Here is a 13753-nt window from a genome sequence, read left to right as displayed (position 1 = left end):
TAAATTTAAATGCCTGTTTTTTATACTTTTAATAGATTTATAAGGTTTTCTATATCACTTGGTAATGTTGCTCTAAGTTCTAAAACTTCCTTAGTTCTAGGAGATTCTAAATTTAAGCCGTAAGCATGCAATGCCTGCCTATTTATTAACTCATTATCATTTTCATCACCGTAGAATGTATCTCCGTATATGGGATGCCCTAATGCTTTTAAATGCACTCTTATTTGATGAGTTCTTCCAGTTTCTAAAATACATTCAACTATATCAGCATTTTTCAGCCTTTCAACTACCTTATAATGAGTTATACTTCTTTGACCTCTACTATCAATTACTCTTCTTACTGCCCCTTCTCCATCTGGTCTATATATAGGTAAATCTATTGTACCTTCTAGTTTTTCTAAATTACCATGAACAACTGCTATATATCGCTTTTCTATTTTATCTTCACTCATATCTTTTGATAACTGCATATGAGCAAATTGATGTTTTGCAATTATTATTAACCCTGAAGTATCCATATCTAACCTACTTACGAGCCTTACAATACATTTTTGGTTTGTTTCTTTGAAGTAATGCAAAAGCCCATTAGCTAAAGTTCCTGATTTATTATTTTTTGTTGGATGAACAATCATATTAGGTCTTTTGTTAACTACAATAATATCATCATCTTCATAAACAATATCTAAATCCATAGGCTCCGGTGTAATATTTTGACTTTCTTCTTTAAATAAATTAACAACAACATTATCATTTACTTTTAAAAGATAATCCATTTTCACTGGAACTTTATTAACTAATATTCTTTTTTCAATGGACGCACTTCTTATCATTCTTGATGAGATACCAAGATCCTCTTTTAAAAACAATCTTATCTTTTTACCCTTATGCTCTTCTTCTACCTTTTTTTCTATAGTACACATTATTTACTCTCCAGACAAATCATAGTCTTTTCCAAGAACAATTACTACATCATAATTTTGATAGTCTTTTTTAGATAGTTTTTCAACTTTCTTTATATCCGTATCAGTCTTTAAAAAATCTTTGATTTCTTTATTTTCAGTCATTATAACACTTTTATCTTGATGCTCTGTATTGCCAGTCTCAATATTTCCGTATCCTAAATTATCCATTTTATCCTTAACTTTACCAGCTAAACCATTTATACTGGTAGCATTTAACACCATTATTTTCAGATTCGATTTAATTTGTATCTTTGATATATCTACCATATCAGTTTTATCAGAACTATCTACACCTTCTCCTGAATGTAAAGATTTTAAAAGTTCTAAATTCATTTCTTTATCATATATAAAGAAAGATTGATCATAAATATCTTTGGTTTCCCCTTGTACTGTTGCCATTGTAACATCTTCTTTACTTAGCTTTACTAATTGCATTGCATATTTAAGCATTTGGTTTGCATCTAAATTAGTCTCTAAACTAGCCTTTACAACATTCAATATTTTAGGTATTTTAACAACTACTGATGGTGAAATACATTTTTCTATAACTTTTTTAACAAACTTTTGTTGATTTTCAATTCTATCTAAATCACCATTTGCAAATCCTGTACCATCGTTATTTTTTCTCCATCTAAAGAATTCCTCTGCCTTTTTCCCATCCAAATTAACAGTTTCTCCAGCCTTAAAGTTTATATGAAGATCCTGACCATCATCATCATAGTACATATCTTGATCTATATACATTTCTACCCCACCAATAGCATCTATTATATTTCTAAATGCATTATAATCAATTTTTACTAGATAGTTAATTTGGATTTCTAAAATATCCTGTATTTGATTTGTAACTTCTTCATCTCCGCCAATAGCATAAGCCGCATTCATTTTCCAATATTTTTGTAATTTCCCATTTTCACCAACTGCACCATTTACTTCTATCATTGTATCTCTTGGTACCGATACAATTTTCGCCTTTTTAGTAGTTGGATTATAATTTAGAACCATCATTGTATCTGTTCGTCTTCCAACTTCACTTTCTGCTTGATCTGCATCCCCTATGTCCATTCCTAACACAAGAATGTTTACAGGATTTTTACCAATAGGATCTACTGCTCCTGGTAAACTGCTACTATTTAATCCAGATAAGAATGAGTAAATATAAATTCCACCACCTATTATAGCTCCTATAATTAAGGTGATTATTAATGTTGTAATTCGTCTTCTCCTCATCTGTTTTTTCATTTTCATCTTTTTTTTACGTCTTTCAACTTCTTTACTAGTGCTAACTCCAGCTTCACTATACTTCTTTCTATCTCTCCCCATTATAAAAACCTCATTTCTCTGTAAATAATTAATCTAAATGATATATATTTCATTAGATATCTTGAAAAAAATGCTTATTTATTATTTAATATAATAAAATTTCTAGCTTCTATAGTATTAACATCTATACAAAACCCTTTATTTAACAAGTAATTTATAGTATGGTTTAACGCCATTATAAATCCTTTATCTAAATTTTCAAAGGTAGCTTTTCTTAATTCTTCTACCCCTTGAAAGCTCCGTTTTGGCTCTATCATATCTGCCATATAGATAATTTTTTCTAAGGTAGTCATATTTTCTCTTCCTGTAGTATGCCATCTCATAGCATTTAATATGTCCCTATCCTCTATTTGAAAAACTTCTTCTCCAATAATCGGTGCAATAATACTATGCCATAACTCTGGTGTTTTCAAGGTTTCATATGGCAATTTTATATTATGTTCCTCAATTATTTGCCTCATTGTTTCTATATTCATATTCTTAGCTACATCATGAGCTAGAGCCGCTATTTCTGCTTTTTCCAAGTCTATCTTATTTATACTAGCTAAAGCCTTTGCTGTTTCTATAACTCCTAAGGTATGAATATATCTACTTTCTGTTAAATTTTCTTCAAGGTAAGCTTTTATCTTATCTATATCCCACATATTATATCTCCTTATATAGATTTTTTTCTATAATGAAATCTAAAACATCTTTTGGCACAAAAAAATCAATTCTTTTATCTTCTTTAATTCTTTCTCTAATCATAGATGATGAGATTTCTAAATCTATTATATCTAAAAATTTAATATTTGTGTTATACTTTTTTTCTATATTTTTCTTTTGCTCCTGTAATTTCATATTATCATATCCACTTCTTGTAAATACTACAAAAGTACATAGTTCTAATATCTTTTCTGGATACTTCCATTTTTCAATATCCATTAAACAATCTGCGCCTGTTATAAAAAACAATTCACAATCATTTGTTTTAAATTTTTCTAAAGTTTCATGAGTGTAGCTATAACCTATCTTTTGTATTTCATAGTCACTTATCTCAAATCCATCATAAGAAGCTATCGCCTTTTCTACCATTGAATACCTTAAGGAAGCCCTAATTACACCTCTATTATCTTTGTGAGGGGGGCTTCCTGTGGGTATAAAAATCACCTTATCTAAACTTAACTGGTCCTTCGACTCATATGCAATATACAAGTGAGCCAAATGAATAGGGTTAAAGGTTCCACCTATTATACCAACTCTTTTCATACTATTTCTTTTTCTTCTTAACTTCCGGCACTTCTATTTTCGGATTTTTTGATGATTTTTTGTATAAAACTATTTTACTTCCAATTGCTTGGATTCCTTCGCAACCTACAGCTCTGCAGATTTCATCTGAAGCTGCTCTAGTTTCTAATCCACTGTTTTCTAAAACTTTTATCTTAATTAATTCTCTAACTTCTAAAGATTCCTTTATTTGTTTAATAAAGTTTTCTTCTATACCATTTTTACCAACTTGGAATAATGGTGATAAACCGTTAGCTAATCCTCTTAAGTGAGCTCTTTGCTTTCCTGTCAACATTTAATTTCCTCCTATAATATATACTCAAATTCAAAGTCATTAAGGCTTACCATATCGCCATCCTTAATTCCCATTTCTCTTAATTCATCTAATACACCCTTATTCTTTAATACTTTATGGAAGTATCTTAATGAATCGGCATCATGAATATTTACAGTGTTTAATAATCTATCTACGAAACTTCCAATAATGAAGTAAGTATCTGATTCTTCACCCTTTTCTAGTTGAATTGTATAAGTAAACTTCTTCTCTTGTGGGATGAATCTTTCTTCATCTGTTATTTCTAATCCTGTTATTGGTATAGCTTGAAGCATAGCTGCCGCTTCTTTAATAACTTCCTCAACACCAGTTTTAGTAGCTGCTGACATTTTGAATACTTTATCGTATCCAAGTTCATTCATCTTTCTTTTGAATTCTTCATAAACTGAATCATCATAAAGTAAATCTGTTTTGTTAGCAACAATTATTTGTGGTCTATCCCAAAGCTTAACTGAGTATTTTTTAAGTTCTTCATTTATTGTGTTAAAATCTTCAAAAGGCTCTCTACCTTCCATTCCTGAAATATCAACAATATGAATTAATAGTCTAGTTCTTTCTATATGTCTTAAGAAATCAAGTCCTAACCCAACACCGTCTGATGCTCCTTCAATTATTCCTGGAATATCTGCCATAACAAAAGCATTAACACCGCCAGCTTTAACAACTCCAAGATTTGGTCTTATTGTTGTAAAGTGATAGTTAGCTATCTTTGGTTTAGCTGCAGTTACTGTTGATAACAATGTTGATTTACCTACATTAGGGAAACCTACAAGCCCAACGTCTGCAAGTAATTTTAATTCTAAAGTTAACCACATTTCTTCTCCTGGCATTCCAGGTTCAGCAAAATGTGGTGCTTGCCTTGTTGGTGTACAGAACTTACAGTTCCCCTTACCACCTTGACCACCCTTTAAGAAAACAAAAACGTCTTCTTTATCTGAAAGATCTGCTATTACTTTATTACTTTCAAAATCTCTAATAAGAGTTCCAAGTGGAACTGTTATGTATAAATCGTCTGCATCTTTACCGTAGCATTTTGATTTTGAACCTCTTTCTCCATCTTTAGCTACAAATTTCTTAGTGAATTTAAAATCTAAAAGTGTAGTAATACCAGTATCAACTCTGAATATTATACTTCCACCTCTTCCACCATCTCCACCATCTGGACCACCAAGTGGCACGTATTTTTCTCTTCTAAAAGAAACCGCACCATTACCACCATCTCCTGATTTAATAAATATCTTGGATCTATCAATAAACATATGATCACCTATCCTTTTTTGTAAATTTTTTATTTTAATTAATGTTATATCTTATATTATTGCATTACTTATCAATATTTATAATAACATAAATAAAAAAAGAAATTTTGCATTATTACTTTTTATCTTTTTAACATAAAAAGCACCCTAGTGTAGGGTGCTTTATGAAAAATATAATTATTCAGCTATCTTTTCCACTATTTCTTCAACACTTACAGGGTAAATGCTAACCTTTTTCTTGTCTCTACCCAATCTTTCGAATCTTACGATTCCATCTTCAGTAGCAAACAAAGTATCATCTCCACCTCTACCTACATTAGTACCAGGGTGAATCTTAGTTCCTCTTTGTCTATATAGAATATTTCCAGCTAAAACGAATTCTCCGTCTGCAGCCTTAGATCCTAATCTCTTTGAATGTGAATCTCTACCATTCCTTGAGCTACCTACCCCTTTTTTGTGGGCAAATAATTGAAGGTTCATCATTAACATATATCTTGCACCTCCTTTTTAAATAATTTTATATATTCATTACATTTGTTTTTTCCAAAACTAGATTTAAGAGACATAATTACACTTTCCAAACTTTTTTCAAAGGTTAAAAGTAAAATTTGCGCACTCTTAACTTCTTCTTCTTTAAGATTAAATAAATTCATATGTAAGAATCCATCTTCAGTATCATACTTTATTGGTAGTTTTAAAACTTCCGTAAGGCCTATAACAGCACTTTGAGATAATACAGATACTGAATTGCAAATCAAGTCATATACATCACCTGTTTCACTTTCCATCTGTTCTCTAGATAAGGCATGACCTTTTATCTTAAATCCATAAGAAATATTATCTTTTTGAAATATCGTTACTTTAATCATAATAATTAAGCTTCGATTTTTTCAATTAATATCTTAGTATATGGTTGTCTATGTCCATTTTTTCTTCTGTAATCTTTCTTTCTCTTATACTTAAAAACAATTACTTTCTTAGCTTTTCCTTGAGCAACAACCTTAGCTAAAACTTTAGCACCTTCAACCATTGGCTTCCCAACTGTTAAAGTTTCACCATTTGAAACAGCTAATATTTCAGTTAATTCAACTGTTGAGTCTACCTCAGCAATTAATTTTTCAACGAATAATACGTCACCTACAGAAACTCTGAATTGCTTTCCACCTGTCTTTACTACTGCGTACATTAAAACACCTCCTCATAACGGTCTCGCCAACCGAGGTACAAAGTTCTAAACTTTGTTTCTTTAAAAACCTCATATGTGCGGTTTACATCTGCCATTTTATCATATTAACATAGTATTTGTAAAGAAGTTTATTCGCATTTTTCATAACCTTTTATTTTGAAATTTTTAAGGTTTTCTTTTTGACTTTGAAAAATCAAAGGTTCTATTTTATACCCTTCAATTCCACAAGCGAAATTTAGATATATTTCCTTATTTAACCCCTCAATATTTCTTAGAAAATTAAATAAATCTCCAGTTACTATTTCTTCATAGTTTTTATCTAATTCAATATAGAAGTCTTCTATAGCGTTATCTATATTTGATTTTATAATTTCATTTCTCAATAAATTTTCTATGTAAGAAATTTTAAGAACTTCTCCATTTCCCTTACACCTTAAACAAGGTTCTTCTAAATAATCATAAATAGATTTCCCTCTTCTTTTTCTAGCTATTTGAACTAAATCAAGTTCTGTAAATGGAAATATTTTTATATTTCCTTTATCTGGACTTAGAGCTTCTTTTAAAGCATTCATTACAATTGCTTTATGAGAAAAATCTCTCATATCTATAAAATCAATTACTATAATACCACTTAAGTTTCTAAGCATTATTTGTCTACCTATCTCTTTAGCAGCTTCTAGATTTGTTTCTAAAATTATTTTATCAAAAGATCTACCTTTAGTATTTTTACCTGTATTAACATCTATAACGTTCATTGCTTCAGTTTTATCTATTACAATACTTCCTCCGCAATTTAAGTTAACTTTATTATGTCTAAGTTTAATTATTTCTTTTTCTATTCCATAATAATCAAAAAGACTTCTGCTTTCATTAAATAAACTTATATTTATATTTTCTTTTTTATTAACTGCCTCTTTTATATCTTTAAAATCTTCTTCATTATCTACTACAATATTAGTGTTATTACCTAAATTTTCTCTTAATATTTTGTTTAATATTAAATTATCGCCATAGATCTTACCAATGTTTAAACTATAATTAAGTTTTCTTTCAAGCCCACGTACTTCTTCTAAAAGAGTTTGTAGTTCACATAACATATCTTCTTTTGATGCTGATACAGCATCAGTTCTTATAGTTACTTCTAAACCATCAATAGGTTTTATAAATTCTTCTATTTTTTCTTTTGCTTCACTATTACTTATTCTTTTTGAGAATGTAATGCCTTTTCCACCTAATGATAAAACCATAAAACTTCCAGGTATACTCACTTTATTAGTTAACTTAGCACCTTTACTACCTAATGGTTCTTTTACTATTTCAACTAAAATTTCCTGTCCTTTTTTTATACCTTGGCTTTTAATTTCATTACTTAAATACATATATCCTTCTTTTTTTAATCCTATATCTACAAATATAGAATTAATACCTGGAAGTATAGTTTTTACTCTGCCCTTGTATATTTCACCTATTTGGGGTTCCTTGGAACATTCTTCTACAAAGCATTCTGTTAAAATTGTTTTTTCCTTTATAGCTACCCTTAAAAGGTTTTTTCCTCTTTCAATAAATATATCTCTCATGCTAACACTTCCTATATACTTTTATAAAGAGGAATGTATTCTTCATCTCTTAACACATACATTTCTTCTCTTTTTATATCTATAAATTCATCTTCTATTACATTTTCAATGTTACTTTTTATATATCTTGCTAAAAGATCAGGTGATAAATGTTCACGGCTTCCTGTGGCAATTAATGTATTTATTACTAAATTACCACTTTCAACATAACACTTAATATCCTTAACAAAGGGTCTTATATCAGCTTCTTTAGGACCCTTCTTACTCTTTTTCATTGTTACCCAAGATTCTTGTGCTAATATTTCTTCTACTTTCTTTGCAATACCTTCTTCTGATGAAATAGGCATTTTTATTGTGCATCTAACTGCATCTAAAAGCGCCATTGCTTGAGGAAGTTTCTTTTCGCCTTCTAACACTTCTCTAACCTTCTTAGCTTCAAGAAATCTAATTCCTCTAACTGTTTTTTCATTTAATTTCTCAATTATTTCATTTTCGTTTAATTCTCCATCTAAAACAATATCCATATATTCACCATCTGAATATACTCCCACAGATAGTGGTTGAGCTATAGATATAGCCATATGAGGATTAAATCCCTTTGAATACTTTATTGGTATATCTGTTCTTCTTATAATTCTTTGTATTATTCTCATTAAATCTAAATGAGATATAAATTTTATATCAGCACCTTTAGTATACTTAATTACGTAACGCACCTTGAAAACACTCCCCTTCTTTAAAGCTTACATTAACTCCACAACCAGTACAGCCTTCTATACAGTTTTTTGTAAGTTCTACTCTCTTAGCTTTTTCATTTTCTTGCTGAAGATATTTTTTAGTTACTCCTATTTCTATAAAGTCCCAAGGAAGTACTTCTTCGTAGCTTCTTTCTCTATAAACATAAAATTCTGGATCTAACCCACATTCTTCCATTGCCTCTTCCCATATATGATAATTAAAGTATTCTGACCACCCATCAAATTTAGCGCCATTTTCATAAGCTTTAATTAATACATCACAAACTCTTCTATCTCCTCTTGCAAATACAGATTCCATAAATGAAGTCTTTTGTGAATGGTATTTATAGTTTATAGCCATTGATTTTATAGCATCACGAACTGCACTTATTCTCTCTTGGATCTCTTCTGGTCTTGCCATTGCAGCCCATTGGAATGGTGTAAATGCCTTTGGTATTAATATTGAAGTACTAACATTAATTTTTAATCCTTTATTTCTTTCTGCCTTTGGAATTGAATAATAAATATCTGCTATTTTTTGAGCAAGCTCTCCAATACCAGTAGCATCTGATAATTCTTCATATGGTAATCCAATCATAAAGTAAAGCTTAAGGGTACTCCATCCTGATCTAAAAGCACTTTCTGCAGCTTCCAAGATTTTTTCTTCTGTTAATCCTTTATTTATTATATCTCTCATTCTTTGAGATCCAGCTTCTGGTGCAAAAGTTAATCCAGTTTTTCTAACCTTTTGAATTTCCTTTATTAAATCAACAGAAAAAGCATCTACCCTTATTGAAGGTAGTGCAACTCCAATATTTTTGCTACTATGTTCGTTAATTAAATCTGCAACTATATTTTGTATATCAGAGTGATCACAAATACTTAATGACGCAAGTGATATTTCTTTATATCCAGTTTCATTTACAAGGTCTCTTGCTTGCTTAAGTAATGTTTCCCTAGTTTTTTCTCTAACTGGTCTATATATCATACCAGCCTGACAGAATCTACATCCATTTGTACATCCTCTAGCTGTTTCTAAAACTATTCTATCATGTATTATTTCTGTGTACGGTACTATCATCTCACTTGGAAATTGTACGCTATCTAAATCTGTAACTATTCTCTTTTTAACAGTTTTAGGCACATCATCATACTTTGGTGTAAATTCTTTTATAGTGCCATCTTCATTATAAGTAACATCATAAAGGGAAGGTACATAAACTCCACCTAACTTTGATATTGCTCTTAAGAATTCTTTCTTTTTACCCTTGTTTTGATATTTTTTATAAATATCTAAAACTTCATTCATTATTTCTTCACCTTCACCAAGTTCAAAGAAATCTACTATATCATATAAAGGCTCAGGGTTATAAGCACATGGCCCACCAGCCATAATTATAGGCTCTTCTTCGCCTCTTTCTGAAGCTCTTATAGTTATTCCTGATAAGTTTAGCATATTTAATATATTTGTATAACTCAATTCGTACTGAAGTGTAAACCCTAAAATATCAAACTTTGATAAAGGGTCTTTACTTTCTAGTGCGTATAATGAAATATTATTCATTCTTAATTGTTGTTCCATATCTGGCCATGGAGTAAATACTCTTTCACAATAAGTATCTTGTCTTTGATTTATTACGTGATAAAGTATTCTTGTTCCTAAATGTGACATTCCAACTTCATAAACATCTGGAAAACAAAAAGCAAACCTTATGTCAACTTCATCTATATTCTTAATTGTTTGATTCATTTCTCCACCAACATATCTAGCTGGCTTTTCAACCTTATGTAAAATATTATCTGTAATTTTATTCATTTAAGTTCCTCCTATATGTCTTCCAATTAAAAAAGAAGTATATTTCTATACTTCTTTAATACCCTAACTATTTTAGCATATATCTTATTCAAAAGTAAGGCATTTAAATAAAATAACAAGCCAATCTGCGACGTATAGTGCAAATTAAACTAGTGTATTCCATTATTTTTTTAAAACTTCTTAAATGAATTACAAACTCCCATGTCTTTCTTTTATATATTCCTGCAATGTTATATTTCCATGAATTTTCAATGCTTCTATTAACTCATCTTCATTCAATATGTAAAGAAGCTTCATTTCTTCATCTAATACATAAAAGGTATTAAATTTATTTCTATCTACTAATCCTAAAACATTAACAAGTCCATTCTTATAGTATACAGATAAAGTTTTATTATCAATATAATTATTTTTAATTAATGACTTTCTTTTCTTAACTATGTTTCCCATAATAATATACATAGTATCTCTGCTTTCGCATTTAGTAATATAAATAATTATAATACCAGCTATAACACTACTGATATTAAATTTATGTAGAAATATAAGTCCTACTACGGCTGTAGCAAAGCAAAATGCCGCCATACAATAACTAACTATACTCATTATTTTTTGTGCTTTTTTATACAACATCCTTTTTGATAATAATATTTCATAAATCCTTGAACCATCTAAGGGATATGCTGGCAATAAATTAAAAAATACTAGCCCAATGTTTAAATTTATACTTTCATTTATTATAAAGGATTTTATATTTAATCCTATAATAAAAAGTATTATAGCCATAATACCATTAAATGCCGGACCAGCTATATATATTAGTAGTTTCTTTTTATCTGTAAATTCCTCTAAATCTAGCAGTTCTGCTTTTGCACCAAATATATGCAATTGTATATTATTAAATTTACAGCCTATTAAACTAGCTACTATCATATGACTTAATTCATGCAAAATTACCCATAAAAATGCTAACAAAAAAATATTGTTATAGCTACAAATTATACTAATCAAAACTATTTCTGCTATAAATATTTTTGTCTTTTTATTCATTTATATCTCCCTAAAAATTGATAAATGCTTATGTCTTATAAAATTACAATCTACTTTCAAATACATCAGTTTGCAATAGACCACACTAATTTATACTTTAATTAACTTCATCAGAGGTTGTCTCATCATCTAATTTACTGTCTATAACATCTTCTGATTTTGTTTTTATAGCCTCATCTATTTTTAAACTCACTTTAATCTTATCTATTTCTTCCATAAAATTAATTGTTTTAACCTCTTCTATAAACTCTTTATAATCAAAATCTTTATTTACTATTTCTTTGCAAGCTGTATACACTGTCTTTGCTTCTTTATAAGGCAAGCTTTTCATTCCTATTACGCAAATAAATAATACAACTGTTAGTACTAATTCAAAAATAATTCTATTTCCCCATTTCCCTAACAGATTTTTTTCCTCTACCTTCCCATTTAAATCATGTACTCCATTATAACCATAATAATTTTTCCCGTTATATCCATCTCCCCATTTATAACTGTTTGAATTATTATAATTATTTATTCCTCTATAAGTTCCTGTTCCTTTGCATGATTCTCTTTCTTGGCAACCTTCCACTAGGTACTTACTTTTATTTTCTTCCTTGCTATAAACATTGCTGTCTCCATTATTATAGTTTGTTTTAGGGTATATATCCTTAGCTGAGTTTAAATCTAATATTCCTTCCTTTTCTAAATCTGATTCATTTATAGATAATTTATTATCTGATTTAATATTCAATTTAGCTTTTGTATTTGAATAATATTTTCTATATTCCTCTTCATAACTTCCCATTTAAAACCCTCCAAGCATTTAGGTAATTATTAAATTATATTTAACATTATCTATTTTTAGAACATATTAGTCATTTTTTTTAAGATAGATTAGTAGTTTAGTTTGTTATTTTCCGAAGATTTCTTATACCTTCTAGATTCTATAAAACAAATAAAGAGCTAAATAATCATATGATTATTTAGCTCTTTATTTGTTCGATTTTTCCTAAGACTCTTCAAGATTACTAGAAATATATTCTCTTTCGTCTCATACCAATATTAATTACTAATCCAACTGATAGAACAGTAGTTAACAATGATGTTCCTCCATAACTAATAAGAGGAAGTGTTATTCCTGTAATTGCCATAAGCCCTATTGTCATTCCTATGTTTTGGAGTATTGCAAATAAGAAATAGGCAACTAGTCCCACACATATTATTGATCCAAATTTGTCTTTTGCAGTTCTTCCTATAGCTACCATTTTAGAAATTAACATTCCATATAGAAGTAGTAAAAACATACATCCAAGTGTTCCCCATTGCTCTCCTATTGATGCAAAAATGAAATCAGTTTGTACTTCTGGTACATATTGCGCTGCATATCCGCTTGTTTTATTTCCAACTACAGGATTTCTAACGCCTATAAATCCACCTGATCCAATACTTATTAAAGATTGTCTTAGATGATATCCAGTATCAGAACTATCTGCCTCAGGATTTGTAAATGATGTAAGCCTCTTTTTTTGGTAATCTTGAATTAACCCTGAGTTCCATACCAATATAACAACTAATAGTAGTGAAAGTAATCCACCACCTAGTATCTTTACATCTAATCCACCTACAAAGAAAATTCCTAATACTATAAAAAATAAAACCATTGTCATTCCCATATCCGGCTGTGTAACTATAAATAATGCTGGTATTGCTGCATAAAATGCCATTTTCATAAAGTTTTTAAGCTCATTTATAGTTCCATCCATATCTTCTAATTGTTTTCCTAGCATCATTATTGTAGCCATTTTCGCAAGCTCCGATGGCTGAAAAGATGCCGGTCCTAATCTTATCCAACCTCTTGCCCCATTTATATCTGTTCCTATAAACATAGTTAATATAAGTAATGCAACAGATCCCCAATAAAATAAAGGGGTGTATGCTTTAAATACTGAATAATCTATAGCTATCATAAAATATAGTGCAACCATAGATACTACAAACCATATAAGTTGTCTCTTTAAAAACATAGTTCCATACTCGCTTCTACTAGCTACATATATGTTTAAAATACCAAAAAGTATTAATAATACCATTGAAATTGTCACTGTTTTATCTAGCTGTCTTAACATTTTAAAATTAATTTTAAATTTCGATAACATAATCCATCTCGCTCCTTTGTTACTCTCTAATTATTATATCCTAAAATCAAATATTTCACTATAATAAATTAAGTAAATAAGCTAAATTTAATAAAAATTTAA

Annotated in this window: 15 protein-coding genes; all 15 read right to left on the bottom strand. The window is 29.3% G+C overall.

Going from position 1 to position 13753, the window contains the following annotated elements; genetic code table 11:
* Positions 1-20 precede the first annotated feature (20 nt).
* Positions 21-920 carry an RluA family pseudouridine synthase gene (locus BLS77_RS09215; protein WP_089968567.1) on the bottom strand — a complete coding sequence of 300 codons (900 nt, stop codon included), beginning with the start codon at positions 918-920 and terminating at the stop codon, positions 21-23.
* Between the two features lie 3 nt (positions 921-923).
* Entirely contained in the window at positions 924-2285 is a 1362-nt protein-coding gene (locus tag BLS77_RS09210; protein WP_089968564.1) for an LCP family protein, read from the bottom strand.
* A gap of 74 nt (positions 2286-2359) precedes the next feature.
* Complete coding sequence (gene yqeK, locus BLS77_RS09205; protein WP_089968560.1) at positions 2360-2929, bottom strand: bis(5'-nucleosyl)-tetraphosphatase (symmetrical) YqeK; 570 nt, start codon at positions 2927-2929, stop codon at positions 2360-2362.
* A gap of 1 nt (position 2930) precedes the next feature.
* Entirely contained in the window at positions 2931-3533 is a 603-nt protein-coding gene (gene nadD, locus BLS77_RS09200) for a nicotinate-nucleotide adenylyltransferase (protein ID WP_089968557.1), read from the bottom strand.
* A 1-nt stretch (position 3534) separates the two neighbouring features.
* Positions 3535-3846, bottom strand: coding sequence for a ribosome assembly RNA-binding protein YhbY (yhbY, locus tag BLS77_RS09195; protein WP_089968554.1), 312 nt, complete (start codon positions 3844-3846; stop codon positions 3535-3537).
* Positions 3847-3857: 11 nt separating this feature from the next.
* On the bottom strand, positions 3858-5144 hold the full coding sequence (gene obgE / locus BLS77_RS09190; RefSeq protein ID WP_089968552.1) for a GTPase ObgE: 1287 nt from the start codon (positions 5142-5144) through the stop codon (positions 3858-3860).
* A gap of 177 nt (positions 5145-5321) precedes the next feature.
* Positions 5322-5633, bottom strand: a complete 312-nt coding sequence (rpmA, locus tag BLS77_RS09185; RefSeq protein WP_089968549.1) for a 50S ribosomal protein L27 — start codon at positions 5631-5633, stop codon at positions 5322-5324.
* Positions 5627-6013: a ribosomal-processing cysteine protease Prp gene (locus tag BLS77_RS09180; RefSeq protein ID WP_089968546.1), complete on the bottom strand. Its 387-nt coding sequence runs from the start codon at positions 6011-6013 to the stop codon at positions 5627-5629. The genes rpmA and BLS77_RS09180 overlap by 7 nt, the downstream gene beginning before the upstream one ends.
* A 5-nt stretch (positions 6014-6018) precedes the next feature.
* Positions 6019-6330 (bottom strand): 50S ribosomal protein L21, encoded by a 312-nt coding sequence (gene rplU / locus BLS77_RS09175; RefSeq protein WP_089968542.1) that lies wholly within the window; start codon positions 6328-6330, stop codon positions 6019-6021.
* A gap of 128 nt (positions 6331-6458) precedes the next feature.
* A complete protein-coding gene (locus BLS77_RS09170; RefSeq protein ID WP_089968539.1) occupies positions 6459-7907 on the bottom strand; it encodes an Rne/Rng family ribonuclease in 1449 nt (482 codons plus the stop codon).
* An 11-nt stretch (positions 7908-7918) separates the two neighbouring features.
* Complete coding sequence (locus BLS77_RS09165) at positions 7919-8623, bottom strand: TIGR03936 family radical SAM-associated protein (RefSeq protein WP_089968536.1); 705 nt, start codon at positions 8621-8623, stop codon at positions 7919-7921.
* Complete coding sequence (locus tag BLS77_RS09160) at positions 8607-10460, bottom strand: TIGR03960 family B12-binding radical SAM protein (RefSeq protein WP_089968532.1); 1854 nt, start codon at positions 10458-10460, stop codon at positions 8607-8609. The genes BLS77_RS09165 and BLS77_RS09160 overlap by 17 nt, the downstream gene beginning before the upstream one ends.
* 189 nt (positions 10461-10649) lie before the next feature.
* Positions 10650-11510 carry a site-2 protease family protein gene (locus BLS77_RS09155; protein ID WP_089968529.1) on the bottom strand — a complete coding sequence of 287 codons (861 nt, stop codon included), beginning with the start codon at positions 11508-11510 and terminating at the stop codon, positions 10650-10652.
* Positions 11511-11607: 97 nt separating this feature from the next.
* The gene (locus tag BLS77_RS09150; protein ID WP_089968526.1) at positions 11608-12300 is read right to left on the bottom strand and encodes a hypothetical protein; all 693 of its coding nucleotides are present in this window, start codon (positions 12298-12300) and stop codon (positions 11608-11610) included.
* Positions 12301-12523: 223 nt separating this feature from the next.
* Positions 12524-13651 carry a rod shape-determining protein RodA gene (gene rodA / locus BLS77_RS09145; protein ID WP_089968523.1) on the bottom strand — a complete coding sequence of 376 codons (1128 nt, stop codon included), beginning with the start codon at positions 13649-13651 and terminating at the stop codon, positions 12524-12526.
* Between the last annotated feature and the right edge of the window lie 102 nt (positions 13652-13753).

The organism is Clostridium gasigenes, from assembly GCF_900104115.1.
Classification (GTDB): Bacteria; Bacillota; Clostridia; order Clostridiales; family Clostridiaceae; genus Clostridium; species Clostridium gasigenes.
The sequence above is the reverse complement of the archived record's forward strand: the minus strand, read 5'-3'. Positions and strand labels throughout refer to the sequence as shown.

Coding starts and splice junctions, on each gene's coding strand:
- yhbY (WP_089968554.1), bottom strand. CDS start 3,846: ATGTTGACAGGAAAGCAAAGAGCTCACTTAAGAGGATTAGCTAACGGT.
- rodA (WP_089968523.1), bottom strand. CDS start 13,651: ATGTTATCGAAATTTAAAATTAATTTTAAAATGTTAAGACAGCTAGAT.
- BLS77_RS09180 (WP_089968546.1), bottom strand. CDS start 6,013: ATGATTAAAGTAACGATATTTCAAAAAGATAATATTTCTTATGGATTT.
- BLS77_RS09215 (WP_089968567.1), bottom strand. CDS start 920: ATGTGTACTATAGAAAAAAAGGTAGAAGAAGAGCATAAGGGTAAAAAG.
- BLS77_RS09170 (WP_089968539.1), bottom strand. CDS start 7,907: ATGAGAGATATATTTATTGAAAGAGGAAAAAACCTTTTAAGGGTAGCT.
- BLS77_RS09150 (WP_089968526.1), bottom strand. CDS start 12,300: ATGGGAAGTTATGAAGAGGAATATAGAAAATATTATTCAAATACAAAA.
- rpmA (WP_089968549.1), bottom strand. CDS start 5,633: ATGTTAATGATGAACCTTCAATTATTTGCCCACAAAAAAGGGGTAGGT.
- yqeK (WP_089968560.1), bottom strand. CDS start 2,929: ATGTGGGATATAGATAAGATAAAAGCTTACCTTGAAGAAAATTTAACA.
- nadD (WP_089968557.1), bottom strand. CDS start 3,533: ATGAAAAGAGTTGGTATAATAGGTGGAACCTTTAACCCTATTCATTTG.
- rplU (WP_089968542.1), bottom strand. CDS start 6,330: ATGTACGCAGTAGTAAAGACAGGTGGAAAGCAATTCAGAGTTTCTGTA.
- BLS77_RS09155 (WP_089968529.1), bottom strand. CDS start 11,510: ATGAATAAAAAGACAAAAATATTTATAGCAGAAATAGTTTTGATTAGT.
- BLS77_RS09210 (WP_089968564.1), bottom strand. CDS start 2,285: ATGGGGAGAGATAGAAAGAAGTATAGTGAAGCTGGAGTTAGCACTAGT.
- BLS77_RS09160 (WP_089968532.1), bottom strand. CDS start 10,460: ATGAATAAAATTACAGATAATATTTTACATAAGGTTGAAAAGCCAGCT.
- obgE (WP_089968552.1), bottom strand. CDS start 5,144: ATGTTTATTGATAGATCCAAGATATTTATTAAATCAGGAGATGGTGGT.